This window comes from Mediterraneibacter sp. NSJ-151 (assembly GCF_022487435.1).
GTDB lineage: Bacteria > Bacillota > Clostridia > Lachnospirales > Lachnospiraceae > Schaedlerella > Schaedlerella hominis.
In genome coordinates this window covers 149,370-168,645 of the sequence record NZ_JAKVPP010000001.1, presented here as the reverse complement: position 1 = coordinate 168,645, position 19,276 = coordinate 149,370, and the positions used below count along the sequence as shown (strand labels likewise).

At 38.2% G+C, this 19,276-nt stretch carries 21 protein-coding genes and 3 pseudogenes; 7 read left to right on the top strand and 17 right to left on the bottom strand.

All coding sequences use genetic code 11. The features are described from left to right. Positions 1 to 4: 4 nt before the first annotated feature. The 7 genes from LQE94_RS00860 to LQE94_RS00830 form a co-directional block, all read right to left on the bottom strand. On the bottom strand, positions 5 to 913 hold the full coding sequence (locus LQE94_RS00860; protein ID WP_240576775.1) for a hypothetical protein: 909 nt from the start codon (positions 911 to 913) through the stop codon (positions 5 to 7). A 282-nt stretch (positions 914 to 1,195) separates the two neighbouring features. After that, positions 1,196 to 1,405 (bottom strand): pro-sigmaK processing inhibitor BofA family protein, encoded by a 210-nt coding sequence (locus LQE94_RS00855; RefSeq protein ID WP_118724008.1) that lies wholly within the window; start codon positions 1,403 to 1,405, stop codon positions 1,196 to 1,198. Positions 1,406 to 1,521: 116 nt separating this feature from the next. Continuing rightward, entirely contained in the window at positions 1,522 to 2,010 is a 489-nt protein-coding gene (locus LQE94_RS00850; RefSeq protein ID WP_240576774.1) for a deoxycytidylate deaminase, read from the bottom strand. 24 nt (positions 2,011 to 2,034) lie between these two features. Beyond that, positions 2,035 to 3,564: an L-threonylcarbamoyladenylate synthase gene (locus LQE94_RS00845; RefSeq protein ID WP_240576773.1), complete on the bottom strand. Its 1,530-nt coding sequence runs from the start codon at positions 3,562 to 3,564 to the stop codon at positions 2,035 to 2,037. A 106-nt stretch (positions 3,565 to 3,670) separates the two neighbouring features. After that, complete coding sequence (locus tag LQE94_RS00840; RefSeq protein WP_442920066.1) at positions 3,671 to 4,309, bottom strand: N-acetylmuramoyl-L-alanine amidase family protein; 639 nt, start codon at positions 4,307 to 4,309, stop codon at positions 3,671 to 3,673. 205 nt (positions 4,310 to 4,514) lie between these two features. Beyond that, positions 4,515 to 6,434 carry a glycosyl hydrolase family 18 protein gene (locus tag LQE94_RS00835; protein ID WP_240576772.1) on the bottom strand — a complete coding sequence of 640 codons (1,920 nt, stop codon included), beginning with the start codon at positions 6,432 to 6,434 and terminating at the stop codon, positions 4,515 to 4,517. A 57-nt stretch (positions 6,435 to 6,491) separates the two neighbouring features. Continuing rightward, entirely contained in the window at positions 6,492 to 6,743 is a 252-nt protein-coding gene (locus LQE94_RS00830; RefSeq protein WP_240576771.1) for a hypothetical protein, read from the bottom strand. Between the two features lie 545 nt (positions 6,744 to 7,288). On the opposite strand from LQE94_RS00830, the gene LQE94_RS00825 reads away from it, so the two are divergent. Further along, positions 7,289 to 8,035: an adaptor protein MecA gene (locus tag LQE94_RS00825; protein ID WP_240576770.1), complete on the top strand. Its 747-nt coding sequence runs from the start codon at positions 7,289 to 7,291 to the stop codon at positions 8,033 to 8,035. Positions 8,036 to 8,148: 113 nt separating this feature from the next. Here LQE94_RS00825 and LQE94_RS00820 read toward each other — a convergent pair whose 3' ends face one another. Together LQE94_RS00820 and LQE94_RS00815 are read right to left on the bottom strand one after the other, a co-directional pair. Further along, a complete protein-coding gene (locus LQE94_RS00820; RefSeq protein WP_022075504.1) occupies positions 8,149 to 8,358 on the bottom strand; it encodes a DUF1858 domain-containing protein in 210 nt (69 codons plus the stop codon). A 942-nt stretch (positions 8,359 to 9,300) separates the two neighbouring features. Beyond that, positions 9,301 to 9,918: pseudogene (locus LQE94_RS00815) on the bottom strand (C40 family peptidase); the annotation flags it as partial. A 510-nt stretch (positions 9,919 to 10,428) separates the two neighbouring features. Here LQE94_RS00815 and LQE94_RS00810 point away from each other — a divergent pair. After that, positions 10,429 to 10,818: a Fur family transcriptional regulator gene (locus LQE94_RS00810; RefSeq protein ID WP_240576768.1), complete on the top strand. Its 390-nt coding sequence runs from the start codon at positions 10,429 to 10,431 to the stop codon at positions 10,816 to 10,818. Positions 10,819 to 10,905: 87 nt separating this feature from the next. Next, positions 10,906 to 11,448: an NADH peroxidase gene (locus LQE94_RS00805; RefSeq protein ID WP_240576767.1), complete on the top strand. Its 543-nt coding sequence runs from the start codon at positions 10,906 to 10,908 to the stop codon at positions 11,446 to 11,448. Positions 11,449 to 11,609: 161 nt separating this feature from the next. On the opposite strand, the pseudogene LQE94_RS00800 reads toward LQE94_RS00805, so the two are convergent. The 4 genes and pseudogenes from LQE94_RS00800 to LQE94_RS00785 all read right to left on the bottom strand — a co-directional run. Then, positions 11,610 to 11,978, bottom strand: a pseudogene (locus tag LQE94_RS00800) (PD-(D/E)XK nuclease family transposase); the annotation flags it as partial. 391 nt (positions 11,979 to 12,369) lie between these two features. Further along, complete coding sequence (locus LQE94_RS00795) at positions 12,370 to 12,753, bottom strand: VOC family protein (protein WP_022075854.1); 384 nt, start codon at positions 12,751 to 12,753, stop codon at positions 12,370 to 12,372. Between the two features lie 90 nt (positions 12,754 to 12,843). Next, entirely contained in the window at positions 12,844 to 13,485 is a 642-nt protein-coding gene (locus LQE94_RS00790; protein WP_240576766.1) for a helix-turn-helix domain-containing protein, read from the bottom strand. Continuing rightward, positions 13,460 to 13,672 (bottom strand): hypothetical protein, encoded by a 213-nt coding sequence (locus LQE94_RS00785; RefSeq protein WP_240576765.1) that lies wholly within the window; start codon positions 13,670 to 13,672, stop codon positions 13,460 to 13,462. The genes LQE94_RS00790 and LQE94_RS00785 overlap by 26 nt, the downstream gene beginning before the upstream one ends. 156 nt (positions 13,673 to 13,828) lie before the next feature. On the opposite strand from LQE94_RS00785, the gene LQE94_RS00780 reads away from it, so the two are divergent. After that, positions 13,829 to 14,875, top strand: a complete 1,047-nt coding sequence (locus LQE94_RS00780) for a Gfo/Idh/MocA family protein (protein WP_240576764.1) — start codon at positions 13,829 to 13,831, stop codon at positions 14,873 to 14,875. A gap of 44 nt (positions 14,876 to 14,919) precedes the next feature. Here LQE94_RS00780 and LQE94_RS16175 read toward each other — a convergent pair whose 3' ends face one another. From LQE94_RS16175 to LQE94_RS00760, 4 genes and pseudogenes are all read right to left on the bottom strand, one after another. After that, positions 14,920 to 15,162, bottom strand: coding sequence for an alpha-L-rhamnosidase C-terminal domain-containing protein (locus LQE94_RS16175; RefSeq protein WP_276312682.1), 243 nt, complete (start codon positions 15,160 to 15,162; stop codon positions 14,920 to 14,922). Position 15,163: 1 nt separating this feature from the next. Further along, positions 15,164 to 15,247, bottom strand: a pseudogene (locus LQE94_RS16370) (AAA family ATPase); the annotation flags it as partial. Positions 15,248 to 15,299: 52 nt separating this feature from the next. After that, the gene (locus LQE94_RS00765; RefSeq protein ID WP_240576763.1) at positions 15,300 to 16,430 is read right to left on the bottom strand and encodes a HAMP domain-containing sensor histidine kinase; all 1,131 of its coding nucleotides are present in this window, start codon (positions 16,428 to 16,430) and stop codon (positions 15,300 to 15,302) included. Next, positions 16,427 to 17,104: a response regulator transcription factor gene (locus LQE94_RS00760; RefSeq protein WP_022075849.1), complete on the bottom strand. Its 678-nt coding sequence runs from the start codon at positions 17,102 to 17,104 to the stop codon at positions 16,427 to 16,429. The genes LQE94_RS00765 and LQE94_RS00760 overlap by 4 nt, the downstream gene beginning before the upstream one ends. A 102-nt stretch (positions 17,105 to 17,206) precedes the next feature. Between LQE94_RS00760 and LQE94_RS00755 the strand changes: the two genes are divergently transcribed. The 3 genes from LQE94_RS00755 to LQE94_RS00745 all read left to right on the top strand — a co-directional run bounded on the left by LQE94_RS00755 (position 17,207) and on the right by LQE94_RS00745 (position 19,232). After that, on the top strand, positions 17,207 to 17,347 hold the full coding sequence (locus tag LQE94_RS00755) for a CD1871A family CXXC motif-containing protein (protein WP_117991803.1): 141 nt from the start codon (positions 17,207 to 17,209) through the stop codon (positions 17,345 to 17,347). Beyond that, positions 17,340 to 18,233: a 4Fe-4S binding protein gene (locus tag LQE94_RS00750; RefSeq protein WP_186865514.1), complete on the top strand. Its 894-nt coding sequence runs from the start codon at positions 17,340 to 17,342 to the stop codon at positions 18,231 to 18,233. Before LQE94_RS00755 ends, LQE94_RS00750 begins: the two co-directional genes overlap by 8 nt. A 69-nt stretch (positions 18,234 to 18,302) precedes the next feature. Then, a complete protein-coding gene (locus LQE94_RS00745) occupies positions 18,303 to 19,232 on the top strand; it encodes a TlpA disulfide reductase family protein (protein ID WP_240576762.1) in 930 nt (309 codons plus the stop codon). Positions 19,233 to 19,276 lie beyond the last annotated feature (44 nt).

The window sequence follows — 19,276 nt, the reverse complement described above, 5'->3', positions numbered from 1 at the left end:
TCTTCTACCTCATTCTTTTTTGAATCGTTTTCTCCAAAACCTGTTCTTTTCCTGTTTTACGCAAATTTTCCGTATACTCTGCAAGCTTTGTCATTGCTGCCCGCTCTTCGATATATGGTGTGTAAACAGTATGGCATGCCTCCAAAATTTCAAACAAACCATTCACACTGTCTCCCAAATCCAAAATAATCTTCTCATAAATGCACTGATTTAAAATCTGTTGAAATAATTGTAACCATTCCTCTTTTTGTATCGCCTGCATATCCAAAATATATGGCATCGGTTTAATATAATCTAACTTCTCAAGCTGACCTGCCATCATACTGATCCGCATCCCGAGATTTCCCTTTTCCTGACGCAGATAATAAATCAAATCTGCCAGTGTCTGCTCTGTTGAATCGGTAAAATAGTAAGACGAACCCGCATATCCTTCCAGATTCAAATACAATACCGGTTCTCGCTCCGCTAATTTCTTTCCCAGTGCAAGAGCAAATCTTGTCTTGCCAATTCTATGAATCGGAGAATACACCCCGATCAATTGTCCTCCTCTTCGTGCTCTTGTACTTCTCTGCGTCTCCTTTCTCTTAACTCTTCTTTCTAACATCTGCGCACGTATTGCTTCTGCACTCTGATATCGATAAACACCAATCTCTCCGTCTTCCAATGCACTCCTTTTATCTTGTACTAACACAAACTTCCTTACCGCCGGAATCTGCCTTCTTTTTTCTTTTGGACATTCTTCTCCTGTCAGCAATGCATAAATCTTCTTCTCTTTTGCAAATTGCTCCGCGTCCTGCATACTGTGGAAAAGATAAAACTGTACTTCCGGTGACTTACTCTTTGTTAATACTTGAAACAGATTTTCCGAATATTGTTTTTGAGAATCACAAATTACAACATTTTTTACATACACTTTGTCCTCCTGTCTCTCTACACACCACACCTATAGTCCTATAGAGTTTGTCCGTATTTTACTTTGATTAATTCAACTTGAAACATTGTTGCGAAATATGCAACGGAATTCATAATTGATAATTGAATGATATACTTGCTCATCCAATCCCTAGAAATATCCAAATCAGATTGATTTGAAATGAAACAGCAGATGTGATAACTACTGTGTGAATCGTATTATAAACGTGTATTTTTTATTTGTCCAGATAGATTTTTCATCTTTTTTGTTTTTGTGAAATCCTCACAAATTTTGAAAAATTAAGATACTATATAACAGACATACCCCAGGTACTCCAAGCGCCCCGCTTGTAACCAACGAAGCTGCGTTAATCCCCACATTTAACGATGTTTGATCCGGTAACACATAATGATTTATAAAAAAGATCAGTGTTCCTCCAACAAGCGCACGAATAAAAAATGTCACAAAAAAAGATGCCAGCTTACGAAGCATACCATACCTCCGTCCAGAATTATTTTACCCAATTGTTATCCACTAAACAATTTAGATACACCATTCTCATTTCCTGAAATATCTATATGCTGCTGACATCTTCTTTATGTTCTTTATTATAAATTAATCTTTATTTCCCTGTTTGTTCTATGATACTGATAGAATTTCACACCTGCTGCGCTCATCATACGCTTAGATGCGATCACACTTGGTGTATCGGCATATTTATCACAGTCATAAATAACTTCCTTAATTCCTGACTGAATGATTGCCTTTGCACATTCATTACAAGGAAACAGAGAGACATACATTCTCGCCCCTTCCAGACTGCCGACGCTATAATTCAAAATAGCATTGAGCTCACTGTGTGTTGAATATACATATTTTGTTTCTAACGGATCTTCTCCGTCTCTCGTCCAAGGAAAATCATCATCTGAACAACCTCTTGGAAGTCCATTGTAACCCATTGATAAAATCTTATTGTCAGGACTTACAATACAACACCCCACTTGTGTATTCGGATCCTTTGAACGAAGTCCGGAAAGCAGAGCTACCCCCATAAAATATTCATCCCATGATATATAATCATCTCGTTTTGTTGACATATTCCCCTCCTGTTTTTCCCAGTTTTACACTTCTTCAAAAGACGCGTCTTTATTTAAGGTTTCAGCCAGTTTATCGATTGTCTCTGTCAGCCTCTCCATACATTCTCCATATGCGTTCAATGGCTGACCATACGGGTTCGGTATCTCCGATTCTTCACCGATAAATTCACTGAGCGTAAAGACTTTCGCAGCCTCACCATACTCTGACTGTACTTTTTCTTTTTCACTCTCACACATTGCCAATATCAGTATATCTTCTGCAACATCATTTTCTGAAAATGCAGTTGCTGTATGATTTTCCATCGTCATTTGTGCGCTTTTCATAACCGCCTCAGCTTTTTGATTCACCGGCTCTGGGAACAATACTACCAGCCCACGGGAATCAATGGCATATTCCTGGCATAAATCTTTGTGTCTGAGCATCTCTGCAGCCATTGGTCCACGGCATGTATCTGCATCACTCAAAAATACAATACGTCTGTACTTCTGATATTTCATAACTGCCTGTGCTGAGATTCTTGTATGTCCTGCCGCCTTCTCAAGACGATTCATGATTGCTTTTCCTATCCCCTGCAAAGCAAATGATTCACTGTAGATTAAATCTACTTCTTCTGCATCAAAATCACGCAGGATTGCATAAAGATTTCTCGCAATCGTTTCTTCATTTTCACGGCTTCCGATATTCTTGATCACACCATTTGTATAATACGCAATTGTTTCGTTCGTTGCAATGATTCCAACGTGCTTGCCCTGTCTGATTGCTTCATACACAAGCTGGCGGATTGCCAGAACTTCTTCCCTGATATTACCTTCTACAATCGTCAATTTAGCCTTTGGTGCATAATGACGATACTTCATTCCGGGTGCCTTTGGTGCCTTTTTTGTCTCTATTCCAAGAATTGTATCATCAATCGTTACATGATCGATCACTTCTTCAAACATCTCTGCTGTAATTGCACCGGGTCTTAAAATCATCGGCGGATTGACCGTCATATCAAGAATTGTAGACTCCAATCCGATATCTACGCTTCCTCCATCTATAATCATGTCAATCTTTCCGCTCAAATCTTCACTTACGTGTTCTGCTGTCGTCGGACTTGGACGTCCCGAAGTATTCGCACTTGGTGCCGATACAAATCCACCTCCTGCCAGAATTAATTCTCTCGCAATCGGGTCACTTGGCATTCTGACAGCCACTGTATCTAATCCTCCTGTTGTTCCATATGGCACGATATCTGTCTTTTCAAATATCATCGTCAGTGGTCCCGGCCAGAATCGATTAGCCAGTGCTTCTACGTCTTTCGAAATATTCTTAGCTACCTTCTCCAAATCTTCTAAAGTTGCAATATGCACGATCAATGGATTATCCGAAGGTCTGCCCTTTGCTGCATAAGTCTTTTTCGCTGCCTCCTCGTCCAGCGCATTCGCCCCCAAACCATAAACCGTCTCTGTTGGGAACGCTACCAGACCGCCCTTCTTAAGAATCTCTCCTGCTTCTTGCATAATCTTCATGTCAATATTATGTTTATCTACTTTTCTAATTATCGTTTCCATAAATTTTATTATACCATTTTTCATAGTAAAAAAAAATATGCATCTTCTAAAAAAGCAGTCTATCGGGCAAACTTTCTACTAATATTTACAGAAAAAATGCAAATTTCTAACTTATATCTTTCAGATATGTTTCAATTCCATTACAAATTGCATCTGCAACCTTTTCCTGGTATTCATCTGTGCTTAATTTTTCCGCTTCTTCCCGATTGCTTAAAAATCCGCACTCCACAATGATGAGCGGAACTTCTGTACGCTTCAACATGTAATAAGTGTCATTTGCTTTCGCCTGTCTTTTGTTATCTGCGTCTACACTCAATAAACTATTCTGCATATATTCTGCTGCACTTTTCCCTTCCGTTGAATGTGTATAATAGAAAACCTGTGCCCCACAAATTCCTTCCTGCTCATAACTGTTTTGATGAATACTAACTGCCAACACTGGCTTATTTTCATTAATTATATCTACTCTTGTTTTCATATCTTCCACTTTTGAGTCTGCCAGTCCCCTTTCATCTGTCCGGGTCATCATCACAACAATTTGCTTTTCCTGTAATTTGGATTCTACTTTCTTTGCAATCATAAGATTGATATCCTTCTCTTGTACGCCATTAATCCCAATCTTTCCCGGATCACTTCCCCCGTGCCCACTATCCAGCACAATCTGTACCTTTTTATTCTCTATCTGTGTGCTCTCTACACTTGTTTCACTTCCCATATCTTCTGCATTCTGACTATTATTTTGCATATCATCTACTTTACTTATAACATGTTCATAAAACTTTGTCCCGATAATCTGGCTCCCAATTGCAACTCCCATTAAACAGACTATCACGAGTACTGTTTTACCCTTTGTCTTTATTTCTTTATAATTTAACTTCAAAAAAACATCCCTTCCCACATATATTACTTTTAAAATATATGCAGAAAAAGGATGTCTCTTTCTTACTTATTTAATTTACGTACTGCAGAATCATATCCCAAACATCAGAATTCTCCCAACCAAGCTTCCACTCTGCAACACCTGCAAGATTATCACTCTTGATCAGTTTCAATTTCTCCTCCAGGGATTTTGTATCTTCCAGCCAAATTTTGTAGGTTCCATCTTCCGTTTTCCACTGTGCATAGTTCTGCTTTGTAGTATCATCCCATTCAGTCTGTGCACCCGCATCCTGAACTACCTGCTGTGCTTCATCCATGCCTAATGCTGTACTACTTACTTTATTCTTATAATTTGCCGCTTCAGTTCCCTCTTCGGATGCCAATTCAGCATCAGTCTTCGGAGTTTCTAACCAAAGTCTCGTGTAAAATGGAACTGCTGCTATCAGCTTATCAGATGATACACTCTTTGCTGCATTCTTAATTCCATCTTTCACATAATTATAAGATGATACAGAACCTGCTTCATAAGACCCTTCTGTATGTTCGTCATATGCCATAATTACAACATAATCTGCGACAATTCCCTGTTCCTTTAAATCATAATGCTCATTATATGGTTGCGGAACATAATTATCTACTGAAAATACTAATCCATTCTGTCTGCATTTTACTGACAATTCTCTCACGAACTGAATATAATGCTCTCCACATTCTGTTGAAATCAATTCGAAATCAAGATTGATTCCATCAATTCCTGTCTGAAGTGCTGCAGCAATAATCTGATTCGTCAGATTCTCACGTTTTGAAGTGTAACTTAATACTTCATAAGTCTCATCATAGCTATTGATTCCACCATGAAAATCTCTGACTGTAGCCCATACGTCAAGATTCACCTGATGTGCATAATTAACATAATCTGAACTTGCAAGTGATGTCAGATTTCCATCGGTATCTGCAATTTTAAACCAAGTAGGAGCTATCACATTAAGCCCTTTTGTAGATGCAATTGTTTCTAATGCATAACTGTTCGCATCTTCATTTTCAACATTGTGCCATGCCATATTAATCGTATGACCTACAGAAATATTCGTGTATTTTGGTTCATCAAAATCTCTTTTTGTCGTTTCTTTCTGAATCTTCTTTAACGTTCTTGTCTTAACATATCCGACAAATCCGTCTTCCGTTGCTATTTTCTTCCAGCCATCTTCATCTTCCAGCACGGTTACTTTATCTGACTTTTTCACTTCTGTCAAAATCGGGCTCTTCACTCCGCCTTGATAACGCACCTCTGTTTTTTTCTTTACGATCGCACTTTCAATCTCTCCCCAGCTACTTGTAATTGCAACACGATTCGGGGTTTTGTATATGTTGTAATCCATGTTCGTATACTGTTGGATGAATGGAACGGCTATATATGCTGTTCTTCCCTCTGTCTTCAGAATTGTATACGTCTCACTTTTTTTCTCTGTAACTTCTGTATAATCTTTGCTTCCAACTTCAACTGAAACATTGCCGTTTGGTAATGTATATAGCATAATGTTCTCATTCGGGTCCCAATAAAAACGTTCGTTTATATAATCTCTGACAACAGAATATTCCACATACGCTTCACCGTCAATCAATCTGCCTACCGCATTCCCATCGCTATTCTTGATTACTTTGTTGTTTACTGTGACACCCAACTCATTCTTATCACTAATTCCATAATAATTTTTCAAATCAGCTTTCTCTTTAGATGAACCATATTTGTGATAAAGTATGAATCCCAAGCCCACTGCGACAACTAAAATAATACATATTATTCCTCTGATTATAAAAAGTCTTCTTCTGCGTCTCGCACGATTACGTCTTGCTCTATTCACATTGTTTGAAGTTCTTCTCTGCGCATCTGCCTCTGGATACCCCGCTCCGGCTCTTCCGCCTCTACCTGACTGTACCGGTCGTCTGGTTTTCTTAACTTGACGCTTTTGGCGTCTTTCTCTTTCGTCCATGGCGTACCTCCTATCAGATTTCATTATACCATATTACACTGTCTGAAATAAAGGGGTTTACGACGGTTTATGCTCATTCTCAGTTTCATTTTTCTTTGTTACATTGATAAAAGATAAGGATTCGATATATCCATCTGCATTCATCTCATAATCCCGCATATAACTGCCTTCTTCCCGGGCCATTAGTTCTCTCACTACCTTCATCGGGCTGACATGACTTCCTTCCATCAACAGACAGACGCCATTCCTTTCGTATCCTTCCAATTCTGTATATAATTCTGTATATACCGTTCCATTACTTAAATCCATTTTTTTGACTCTGCTCCTTTCCATGTCGGTTCTGATAAATATGCATTTATATATATCATCTGTATATCGGAGGTTAGGTGTGTGACATGCCGCAAGATGATATGTCCAAAAGATAGTACGAACCGTACCATGACTTTCTCTTTTTTAATTATTAGTTGTGTACATGTCCTAGAACTCAGGACTCGAATTCTTTAGAATATGCAACTTTCCAATTTAATCTGAATAGTTGCTCGTATTTTTCGAATAGATTTTTTGACTGAAATGTTTATGAAATGTTTTTGTTATCCGAATTTAGATCTTACGATTCTAATTGTATTTCCCGAAATGATTCTTGCCTCCTCTCGTATATTAATTTATTTATCACGAAATACTATCTTCTGTACTTGCCATTATAGGAACATCTTTCCCATATTTCAATGTGTTTTTTGTTCATAAGTGCTGTGGATTTGTTGATAAGTAATATATTTGTGTTTTTCTTTACATTCGAAAAAGATTTGTTTATACTAATCATGAGAAATAATATATAAATGTAAGGATGTGATCATATGAAAATTGAAAAAATTAACGATAACCAGATTCGTTGTACATTGACACATGCCGATTTGGCTGCCCGCCATTTGAAACTAAGTGAACTTGCATATGGTACAGAAAAAGCCAAGTCCTTATTTCGTGATATGATGCAACAGGCATCATTTGACTTTGGTTTTGAAGCTGACGATATTCCATTGATGATAGAAGCAATTCCAACTTCTGCTGACACAATTGTACTTATTATTACAAAGGTTGAAGACCCGGAAGAATTGGATACCCGTTTTTCAAAATTCACGTCTGCAGGGGAGAATGATTTTCCTCTTCCTGAAACATTGAATAAGCTTGAAGGTGCAGATGAATTTTTAGACTTACTCAATAAAGTAAAGGGCGCTGCTGCCAGCGTATCTGCTACATCATCAGAACAGGAAGAGAAAAAAACAGCAGAAGATGCACCTGTTCCACTCAATGTCAAATTATATTCCTTTGACGATATCGACCAGGTCATTCAAATGGCACAGTTAATCGGTTCTCTTTATCATGGTGCTAATACTTTGTATCGTGATAACAACAGCGATGGCATTTACATTCTGGCACTGACGCAGTCAGAGCATACAAAAAATGAATTTAATAAAGTCTGTAACATGCTTTCTGAATATGGTTCTCCGGAGAAGGTATCTACTACGATTCTCGCATTCCTTGAAGAACACTGTGAGATTGTGATAGCAGCCGATGCCGTACAGAAACTGGCACATCTTAGCTAATAACAGATATTCATTTATCGTATCTGCTATGATGTAATCATTATTTTTAAGCAAAAAAATGTCCGAAATTCGATTTGAAGAATTTCGGACATTTTTATTTTAGTCATTTTAATTTATTTTCCTGCTGCTGTCATTGCTGCATTGATCTTCTCAACAAGTAAATCTGCATCAATACCATGAACCATAGCTGCTTCTTCTAATGACTCCATCTGTGAAGATGGGCATCCAAGACAATGCATTCCAATTTCCATTAAGATTGGAGCTGATTCTGGAAATACATTCAACAGTTCGCCGATTTTTGTAGCTCTTGTAATCTGTGCCATTTTCAATTTCCTCCTTATTGTTTCGTGTTTCCTATTATAATCCCATACATTGAATTTAGCAACTCTAAAAATGTATCAAATATCTGAATTGTCACTTCAATTTCCATAAATTTTAGACATCTTAAAAGTCAATTCTTTTTTTGTTTTTTTTCGACAAAAATGCATTTTCATAATTTGCACCAAAACATCTGTTCTTTTTTTATTAAAAGTAATTCACATAAATGTGGGTTTTTAATGTGGATAATGTGAATAACTATGAGGAAATCTCTAATTTATCCACCATTTTCCGAATTTTCAATGTGAATAAGTTGAAAACTCCATTTTCAAGATTTTCGACGTTTTTCTGTTTTTTTGTGCATTTTGCCATTCGCCATTTTCCCATTGGAGAACTTTTAACAATCTTTCCTGTCTTATTATTTTATAAACTTTCTGTAAATTCACCCTGTTACACACAAATACCTCATTACTGTCATACTTTTTCACATAACTAACTCCAAACAGTTGTTCATGTACTAGTTACCCACTATTTTCCCCCAACATATTAACAAAATGTGGATAACTTTGTGAATTTCTGTGGATAACTCGGTTTTTCATGTGAAAAATCAGGGGTATACCAGTGAAAAATTTTCCTTTCCCTGTTGATAATCTGTTGAGAATTGGTGAATAATCTTCTATTTTTCAGTAAAAGTCGGTGTATATTACACTATTTTTCATGTTGATAGTGTGGATAAGCTATTTGGCTAAGTTATCCACATATTTATCTCAGTCGAGAAGACTCCCACCTCTTCAGCTGGTGAGTAATAGCAAATTTGTCTCAGTGGGAGTCCAATCTCAGACTGAGATAAACGCTCCGCGAGGATGCGCAGTGATTCTGATATACTTTCTTCCTATAATAATGTAAAAAAATGATGCGGAAGTTTTTCTCCGCACCATTCTTGATATCTATAATACTCTCCTCACTGTCACAATTGGCGCATACGTTGCCGTGCATATACCAATCCCATCTGCTTCATTCATTGCATTTACAATATTTCCATCACCCATATACAAGCCGACGTGACCATCATAAAGAATCAAGTCACCCGGCTGTGCCTGTTCATATGATACTTCATATCCGACATTTTCCATATCCCATGTGGTTCGCGGAAGACTTATCCCAAAGTTTGCATATACAGACTGTACAAATCCTGAACAATCTGCACCACTAGTTAAACTTGTACCTCCCCATACATAGGGATTTCCAATAAACTGACAAGCAAAATCTATAACCTGCTGTCCTGTTGTATATGACGAAGATTGTAACGCAACCGTTTCTTGTGCCGTCCCCACACTATCTTTTTGTGCCTGTTTTTCCTCTTCTGCAAATTCATCTTTGTCCACTTTCTCAGTCGTGATCCACTCACCGGACACCCATCCGTCTACATCCCCTACTGTAATCGGATACCATCCATTTACTGAATCCCCTGTTACTTCATAACGTTCTTGTTCTAAAACTTGCAATAAAATTTGAAAATCGGTTCCCTGACCGGCTCTTACATTCAGCACATCTGCCGTTACTGTTGCAACTGTAACTTGATCGATTCCTGCAACCTGCGATACTACATTTACATTTTCATCTGCATCTGCTGCATCTACTACCATTGCACTCCCCGGAATCATCAATGCTCCAACTATTGCAGAAGCAATCAATTTTTGTTTTATGTGTACTTGTTTCATCTAAAACCTCCTTACTGTTTTTTCTTTATCTTTTGTAGGAAGTTTTTAATTGTTACACATTTGTTAACTTTTAGTTACGTTTGTATTGTAGCAATAACATCTTGTTTTGTCAATGCTTTACCAGGTTTTTCCATTTATGTTTTACGACTTGTTTTTACATATATTTCATATTTTCCTTGTTTTATGTAATATTTTTGTAATATATTATCTAAATTTATACTATTCTTTATATTCATTTTCATAAAAATTTATATTAAATTTTTTCAAAAAGTATTGACATTTTCCTCAAATAATTGTATATTCTAATTACAGTAATTGTTACTATTATTGTTTAAGTTTTAAGGAGGGATTCCCATGGCAACATTAAAATTCAGCCGACAACGAGAATCCATCAAACAGTATCTGGCCTCGACTAAAGAGCATCCAACTGCCGACATGGTTTATCTGCATGTAAAGGAAGATTATCCTAACATCAGTCTTGGAACTGTATACCGGAATTTGAATCTTCTTACGGACATTGGTGAAGCATTGAAAATCACCACTCCAGATGGAGCCGACAGATTTGATGGATGTGTCAAGCCACACAATCATTTTTTCTGCACTGAGTGCAGACGGGTTCTTGACCTTGACCTGGATATGAAGGAAATCGAACAGATGAACAAGGCAGCCGCCACGAATTTCGATGGCATTATAGAATCCAGTAACACTATTTTTTATGGTAAATGCGGTGACTGCATAAAATAGTTATAAACTCACAGATTTCTGCGAATTATAACTATGAAAGGTCTTAATTATACCAAAATTTCATTTTAAGAAAAGGAGAACAAAATTATGAAAAAATTTGTATGTACAGTATGCGGATATGTTTACGAAGGAGATGCTGCACCAGAGAAATGTCCAGTTTGTGGTGTTGGTGCTGACAAATTCAAAGAGCAGACAGGTGAAAGAGAATGGGCTGCTGAGCACGTTGTAGGAGTTGCTCAGGGTGTTAGCGAAGACATTCTTGCTGATTTAAGAGCAAACTTTGAAGGAGAATGTTCAGAAGTTGGTATGTATCTTGCAATGGCAAGAGTTGCTCACAGAGAAGGTTACCCAGAGATCGGTCTTTACTGGGAAAAAGCTGCTTACGAAGAAGCAGAGCACGCTGCTAAATTTGCAGAACTTCTTGGAGAAGTCGTAACAGACAGCACAAAGAAAAACCTTGAGATGAGAGTTGACGCTGAGAACGGAGCTACAGCTGGTAAATTTGACCTTGCTAAACGTGCTAAAGCTGCTAACCTGGATGCAATCCACGATACAGTACATGAGATGGCAAGAGACGAAGCTAGACACGGAAAAGCTTTCGAAGGACTGCTTAAGAGATATTTCGGCTAATATTTGACACTTCCAAGAGGGTGAGATGAAAGTCTTGCCCTCTTTTTGTGCCAGTCAGACAGGAACCAGACGGGAGCCGGATAGGGACGGAGTTTAGTGGCTTTTTGCGTAGCAAAAAAGCCACTAAACTCCGTCCCTATCCGGCTCCCGTCTGGCTCCTGTTACTCTGCTCTTATCTCGTTAATAAGTGCCCGAATAACAGAAATTTCCTCTTCACACTCATCTGCAATTATCTCCAGGCTCTTGCCTTTGGCAAGTTTCTTCTCAACTTGCTGTTTCAATATTTCTTCTCTTCCAATCTTAATTCCGTTCTTAAGTCCGTTCTTAAGTCCACGTCTCTCAGCACTATGCATATAAGAATTATAATCCCGGATTGCCTTTTGCCGAGCTTCGTATTCCATTCGCTTTATTTCATCTTCACTCATATTTTTTAATGCTTCATACGCCTCGCCGATATATTCATCCTTTTCTGCCATTTTCTTAAAATCCTCCTCACATCTCCCACCGAAAAAACGCATCCATTTCATAAGATTTGTTTCTTTTGTTTACTTGCTTTTTTCATTGAATTCTCCTCTCTTTTGTGACAACACAACTGTCAAAAGATACAAGAATTCCTAAATATATATATAATGTATCACATAGATTTTCCTTATGAAAGTCCCTGTATATTTTTTCAGTCTTTGTCTTGTTCGTTTCATCGGATTACCTGCTCGAATATTTGAGCTTATGAATTGAAATACCGATTTGATTTATAGATTTCTTTACAGATGAACGAATATCATCTGTGTTGATTTAGGATAGCATATAGCCTGGCATATTGCAATGAAAATGTGCTGTCACTTCACGAATTGTATTATTCGCAATATGTAACAGCACTCATGTTTCCAATTATATTGAGCGTATCTATTCTGCACTCAATTCTTATCTTTCCTGAAAGAACTCAATCTCTTCTCCAACCGGTCCTCTACAGAAAGCAATTCTTGCAGGGAACTCCGGTGTTGACGAAATTACAATATCGTTTGGCTCTATGAACACTTCATATCCAGCCTCTTTTACTTTTTTGGCACATGCGTCTACATCGTCTGTTGCAAGTGCAAAATGTCTGATTGTTCCCTGTCCCAATGGACATTCTCCATCGTTAAAAATCTCCATCAGACCTGCTCCAGTATTAAACATACAACCTGTATCCCAGGCTCTTACCTCTTCGAGCTCCAGAATCTCTTTATAAAAATGTCTGGTTTTTTCATACTCCTGCTCGCTGCAGCACTTCAGTGCTATGTGGTGAATTCCTTTTACTAAACTCATGGTTCTCTACTCCTTATCTTTTAGAATTTTCATTTTTAGAATATTTTAGCACCTTTTATTTTAAAAATAAATATTAAAGCAGTCCACTCATTAGATTTCTAATAAATCTTCATTCTTACATCCAAGTACACGACTCAATTTCAGTATGTCAATAGCCCTCGTCTGGTTGATATCTCTCTGTCTTTGTTCAAAAAGTTGTATTTGTCGCACAGACACCCCTGACAAATCTGCCAATTCCCGTTGCGACAATCCCGAAAGATTACGAATTCGTTTCAGATTCGTTTCTGGATAACATATATTCCACAACTCGTCTAACCGCTCTACAAAATGTACAAGATCCATTTCGTGATACACCTCATACATCCTCCGAATTTCTTTCATAGACACTGCTCTGTAAATTTTTGAAAATGTCCTACCATAGTACCATTGATAATATGCCAACGCCCATCCAGCCCAATACTCCGGAGATTTATCCAGGTACATCTCATCTGGATAATCTTCCATCAAAATTCCAGAATCACGGATTATCTCTTTAACTAACTCGCATCCCGTTTTTCCTGCTACATAAGTAGGATTTCCGGTCTCAAACTGCCTCGACACATCCGAAACTAAAAACATTTCAAAAAATTTGTCAATATCCATATCATAAGTATTTACTGCAAAATCCAACATATCTCCCAATATTCTCTGCGCTGACGTTAGATAATCATCGGAATAAGCGTGTATCGCCATTTTTCATCCCCTCCCTCATAATGTCCAACATGAACAACTCATGAATATCTGCACTTTCTTTTTTACGCTTTCTATATTCACGTCTCGCCTCACGTTCTCTTTCTACTTTTTTGATATAGTATGTTTCTGCATCAACATTTTCATAATCTTGAAAACGAATCGACTCAAACGCCTTTGGACTTTTCAATACAATTTGTTCCCCATTTTATATGTTATCTCATGTTAAAAAATGCTATGATATATACAGAACATTTACAGATAAACCCATTGCTAAATGATTGGTTCAAAACACAATCACATCTCGTAATATGTTTATATTAAAATTTTTCAGGAGGAAATCATTATGGTAAAAGTTGGAATTATTGGATGTGGTAAAATCGCTCAAAGACGTCATGTACCTGAGTACGCTTCAAATATCCATGCCAAGATCATTGGATATTTCGATGCCAGAAAAGAAGCAGCTGAAGCATTGGCCGCGCAGTATGGTGGGAAAGTTTACGATTCAATCGATGATATGCTCTCAGACCCGGAAGTTGAAGCGGTCAGTGTATGTACATCAAACAATACCCACGCAGAAGTCAGTATTCAGGCCATGCGTGCCGGAAAACATGTTCTCTGTGAAAAACCGATGGCCCGTACCGTAGAAGAATGTGAAGAGATGCTTCGCGTTGCCAAAGAGATGAATTGTTTTCTTATGATCGGACAGAATCAGCGTTTTAACACAGGTCATGTACGCGCCAAAGAATTAATCGAACAGGGAATTATCGGAAAACCACTCAGCTTTAAGACCTCTTTCTGTCATGGCGGTCCAGAACGCTGGCTTGCCGGTCCGGATCCCGATGACATGCCAAAAGACATCTGGTTCTTTGATAAGAAAATCGCCGGCCTTGGAGTTATGGCAGATCTCGGTATTCACAAAATTGATCTGATGCAATATCTGTTAGGTCAAAAGATTAAAGAAGTAACCGCAAAAATTTTGACTTTGGATAAAAAAGATTCTTCCGGAAATTTGATCGAACTGGAGGACAATGCCATCTGTATTTTTAAGATGGAAAATGGTGTCATCGGTACCATGAATGCCAGCTGGACCGACTATGGCGAGGAAGATAACTCCACTGTTATCTTTGGAACAAAAGGTCTGATGCGTATCTATGACAATAGCGAACATACCATTCAGATCAGTACTGACCGCAGTGATAAAATTTATTATGATCTGGATCGAATGATGACAAATATGGATCAAAGAGAATCCGGTGTTATCAGAGAATTTGTCCGGGAATTAGAAAAAAATAACTGGGCAAACGCCGCCGATGAATTTTCTGTAAATGCAATACGTGTAGTGCAGGCAAGTTTTCAGTCGAGTATTGAGGATCGTACGATCAAGCTTTAACGAAAAAACCGGGAAATCGACAAATGCTGATTTCCCGGTTTTTACTAATCTAAATTACTTCGATCCACTAAATACTCAATTGTATCTGGCACATCTACATTCAATTCCACTTCTTTTCCATTTCTTTGTGCAGACACTTTTATTACCCCCTGAGGTGTTTTAAATGAACAGCTAAAATGATTCATTGTATTTGGCATATATGGCTTAATCGTTACTTTTGTAAATCCAGGCTCCTCTGGGATAATTCCTGCAATACCATTGTAATACCATTCAATAATATGTCCCATCATAGTAGGCTGCAAGCATATTTGCTGTGATGGACTTTCCAAAACATCTTGGACGACTGATACAAATATATTTTTGCGTTGTCCCCATCCGGCTCATGCAAAGAACCACTAAACCCCGTCCCTACCGGCTCTCGCCGCTACAGCACAACTTCAAACGTCGTTCCACCATATTCATTTTCTTTTATTGATATCTTTCCATCATGCACGCGCACAATCTCCCGCACCATTGCAAGTCCAAGTCCGACTCCGCCTAACGCGCGGCTTCTTGATTTATCTACACGGAAGAATGGCTCAAATACTCTTTCTCTAAACTCCTCGGATATCCCATTTCCTGTGTCTTCAATCTCAATCACGATATCCGTATCTTTTTGAGCCGCTTTAACCAGTACCTGCCCACCAACATGATTATATTTAATCGCATTTTCCACGAGATTATAGATCATGCGATAAATCAAAATGTCGCTCCCTGTCATAACGAGTTCTTCGCTTTCCTCTACCAGCTTTACTTCTTTTTCCTGTGCCAGTGGCTCAAGATCCGCTAACACTTCCTCGATAAGAGAATTGAGTTCTATCTCATCTTTACGTGCCACCGTCTGAAGTTCACTCATATCTAACAGAGTTCTTACTAATTTACTAAGACGCTCATTTTGCTCTGTCATCATTTTTATTGTTTCTTTTGTCTGCTCATCACTAGCCGGATGCTCTGTTGAATTATAAATATCAAGCTGTGCCTGCATAAGGGCCAACGGTGTTCGAAGCTCATGCGCTGCATTTCCGGTAAATTGTCTTTGCACTTCAAAAGCTTCGGACAATCTTAAGAGCATTTTATTATATGATACGCTCAGCCTGTCCAACTCAGGAACAGTTCCACCTTCAATTGTACAGTCTGTAAGATTCTGAGCCTGCACTTTTTCAACAGATTTTGAGAAATCCCGAAGTGGCTTCAATGCACGTCCGCTTATAAAATAAGTCACAGCTCCGCCAAACATTGCTATGAGCACTGTGATCAAAAGACTTCTCTTCCTATAATCTTCTTTGCTGTCGTACACCTTCATGGAAAATTTCGCTGCAAAATCATCCCACTCATCATCCGGAATATCAATATATAATTCATCCGGATTTGTATTTTGACTATTTACCGTATCCTGCAATGAATCAATATAATAAATTCCATTCTTATATAAAAGAAGCGTCAGGCATCCGCATATAATAGCAATCAACAGTGTTGTAATGATTGTAAGTCTCCACTGGAGTGACATTTTTTTCATTTAAAATTTCCTCCTATCCTATAGCCCTCACCGATTTTATTTACAATCGGATCGAACCCAAGCGTCGCCTTTAGCTTTCTTCTTAAAGAAGACATATGCACACGAATAGAGCCACTAAAACTGTCCACCGAAGAATCCCATACATGCTCTATCAACTCTTCCTGACTCACCGGTCTGCCCTGGTTCAGCAACAAATATTCCAGGATTCCGTTCTCTTTTCTGGTAAGTGCCACCTTCTCTCCATTCGCGTACGCCATTCGTTCCCGCGTATCAAACTTCACCCCATCACATTCCAGGCAAACATTTTTCTGTATAAATTTTCTTCTTGTCAGACTTCTTACACGCGCCTCTAATTCTTGTAAATGAAATGGCTTTTCCATATAATCGTTTGCCCCTGCGTCGAGCCCGTCCACCTTGTCCGCAATCTGACTTCTTGCAGAAAGTATCAATACTTTTGTCTCCTCATTTTCCTTCCGAAGTTCCCTAAGGATCTCCATCCCATCCACTCCTGGCAAGTTCAGATCCAATACGATCAGATCATACTTTTCTGCATAGATCATCTCCAATGCATCCTCACCGTCGTAACACAGATCCACTTCGTACCCTGCATTATGCAGGCTTTTTCCTATCATATCACACAAATTCTTTTCATCTTCGACTATTAATATTCTCAATTTAACTTCTCCATTTTCTTAACAGAAATTTTACATCCTCTATTGTATAATGCGAATATCGAAAGGTCAATAAATCATCAAATGAAAGGAAGGAGTTTTATTTTGAAGTCAGTAAAATGGTCGCAGCTCGGTTTATTTTGTGTCGGTATTATCATGTTTCTCTATGGTATTTTCCGTGGTGAAGCCGCAGTTGTACTTAGCAAAGCAATAAAATTATGTTTGGAGTGTGTCGGAATTGGATAAGAACAAAAATATAATCTCAAAAACTTTAAGCCGCTTCCGCGGATGGATACAAGCAGCTGCAACACTGCTTACCAACATTCATCTGCCAAACCTTTTCAAAGGAACTATTTATCAGGGAAATGTCAAGACAGCCTGCGTACCGGGTCTGAATTGTTACTCCTGTCCGGCGGCTACAGGAGCTTGTCCGATCGGCGCTTTTCAGGCAGTGGTCGGTTCATCCAAGTTTAAAATATCCTATTATATAACAGGATTTTTTATATTAATGGGCGTTCTGCTTGGAAGATTTATTTGTGGTTTCCTCTGTCCGTTCGGATGGTTTCAGGACCTGCTCCACAAAATCCCCGGAAAGAAATTTTCCACAGCCAAATTAAAACCTTTACGATATGTAAAATATATTATTCTTGTCGTTTTTGTTATACTACTCCCTGCCCTTGTAACAAACTCGCTTGGCATGGGTGACCCATTTTTCTGCAAATACATTTGTCCCCAGGGCGTATTAGAAGGAGCACTTCCGCTTTCTATCACAAATGCCGGCATCCGAAGTGCACTTGGAAAACTTTTTACATTTAAATTTTCTATCCTTACAATTGTTATCATCCTTAGTATTTTATTTTACCGTCCGTTTTGTAAATGGATCTGCCCTCTTGGAGCGATTTATTCTCTCTTTAACAAAGTTTCGTTCCTTAAAATAAACGTAGACAATAATAAATGTGTAGGATGTCAGAAATGTAGTAAGGTCTGCAAAATGGATGTAAATGTAGTCGAGAGCCCTAATCATCCAGAGTGTATCCGATGTGGCGAATGTATCAAAGCATGTCCTACAGACGCACTTTGTTATAAATACGGATTTAGTAATAAATCCACAAAGAAGAATACAAACAATTAACTTTTAAAACAACCGATACAAAAACATTTCGGTTCAAAATAATAATATAAAAACAAGGAGATTTTAATTATGAAATTCAAAAAACTTATTGCAACAACAATGGCACTTTCAATGGTATTAACATTTTCAGGATGCACAAGCAAAAGCTCTGATGCAGACAAAAACAGTTCATCTACTCAAAGCAGCACAGCAGCTACTACAAAAGAAGACTCTTCCGATGACCTCAACGCACGCCTGGATGCTCTTTATCAGCAGGAAAATGAGCTTTTTGCCAAGCATCAGGATGCCTGGAACAAATTCTTTGGTCTTATGAATAAGGATGCTGCTGCCAGCGAAACGGATGAAAACTATGGGGATTTTCTTGCTAAAACAGTTGAAGCAAACAAGGATAGCTTCACTGAAGAAGAACTTGACATATTAAATAAAGATATTGAGCAAATTCGTGGCATCGAGGAAGAAATTGCGAAACTTGAAAAAGAGGTTTCCGCTTCCGATAAATCTGCTTCTGATAAATCCGATTCTTCTTCAAGTGTCTTCAGTGGTTTCGCCGGAAAAGATCTTGACGGAAACGATGTTGATGAAAGTCTTTTCTCAAAAAATGCTGTTACAGTTGTAAACTTCTGGTTCAGCGGTTGTAAACCTTGCGTAGCAGAACTTCCTGAGCTTAACAAATTAAACGAAACACTTAAGGAAATGGGCGGAGAAGTAGTTGGCATCAACACAGAAACTCTGGATGACAATCAGGATGGAATAAAAGAAGCTAAAAAAATCTTAGAAAAACAGGGGGCTTCTTACCGCAACCTCACATTTGATTCAAATTCTGAACTCGGAAAATATGCCGGAAATATTGTAGCTTTCCCAACTACTATCCTCGTTGACAGAAACGGAAATATTGTTGGAGAGCCATTACTTGGCGGCATCAACGAGCAGAAAAACTACGATAGTCTTATGAAGCAGATCCAGTCTGTTATCGATGCTGACGCTGCATCTTCAAAATAATAGCGTTGCTTTGTATCCATTGAAATAATAGTTTTGCTTTATAT

Bases quoted from the DNA above. Each gene is read 5' to 3' on its own strand.
- LQE94_RS00825 (WP_240576770.1), top strand. From the start codon at position 7,289: ATGAAAATTGAAAAAATTAACGATAACCAGATTCGTTGTACATTGACA.
- LQE94_RS00845 (WP_240576773.1), bottom strand. From the start codon at position 3,564: ATGGAAACGATAATTAGAAAAGTAGATAAACATAATATTGACATGAAG.
- LQE94_RS00795 (WP_022075854.1), bottom strand. From the start codon at position 12,753: ATGAGTTTAGTAAAAGGAATTCACCACATAGCACTGAAGTGCTGCAGC.
- LQE94_RS00840 (WP_442920066.1), bottom strand. From the start codon at position 4,309: ATGCAAAATAATAGTCAGAATGCAGAAGATATGGGAAGTGAAACAAGT.
- LQE94_RS00765 (WP_240576763.1), bottom strand. From the start codon at position 16,430: ATGAAAAAAATGTCACTCCAGTGGAGACTTACAATCATTACAACACTG.
- LQE94_RS00745 (WP_240576762.1), top strand. From the start codon at position 18,303: ATGAAATTCAAAAAACTTATTGCAACAACAATGGCACTTTCAATGGTA.
- LQE94_RS00830 (WP_240576771.1), bottom strand. From the start codon at position 6,743: ATGGATTTAAGTAATGGAACGGTATATACAGAATTATATACAGAATTG.
- LQE94_RS00780 (WP_240576764.1), top strand. From the start codon at position 13,829: ATGGTAAAAGTTGGAATTATTGGATGTGGTAAAATCGCTCAAAGACGT.
- LQE94_RS00805 (WP_240576767.1), top strand. From the start codon at position 10,906: ATGAAAAAATTTGTATGTACAGTATGCGGATATGTTTACGAAGGAGAT.
- LQE94_RS16175 (WP_276312682.1), bottom strand. From the start codon at position 15,162: ATGGGACATATTATTGAATGGTATTACAATGGTATTGCAGGAATTATC.
- LQE94_RS00790 (WP_240576766.1), bottom strand. From the start codon at position 13,485: ATGGCGATACACGCTTATTCCGATGATTATCTAACGTCAGCGCAGAGA.
- LQE94_RS00850 (WP_240576774.1), bottom strand. From the start codon at position 2,010: ATGTCAACAAAACGAGATGATTATATATCATGGGATGAATATTTTATG.
- LQE94_RS00820 (WP_022075504.1), bottom strand. From the start codon at position 8,358: ATGGCACAGATTACAAGAGCTACAAAAATCGGCGAACTGTTGAATGTA.
- LQE94_RS00855 (WP_118724008.1), bottom strand. From the start codon at position 1,405: ATGCTTCGTAAGCTGGCATCTTTTTTTGTGACATTTTTTATTCGTGCG.
- LQE94_RS00835 (WP_240576772.1), bottom strand. From the start codon at position 6,434: ATGGACGAAAGAGAAAGACGCCAAAAGCGTCAAGTTAAGAAAACCAGA.
- LQE94_RS00810 (WP_240576768.1), top strand. From the start codon at position 10,429: ATGGCAACATTAAAATTCAGCCGACAACGAGAATCCATCAAACAGTAT.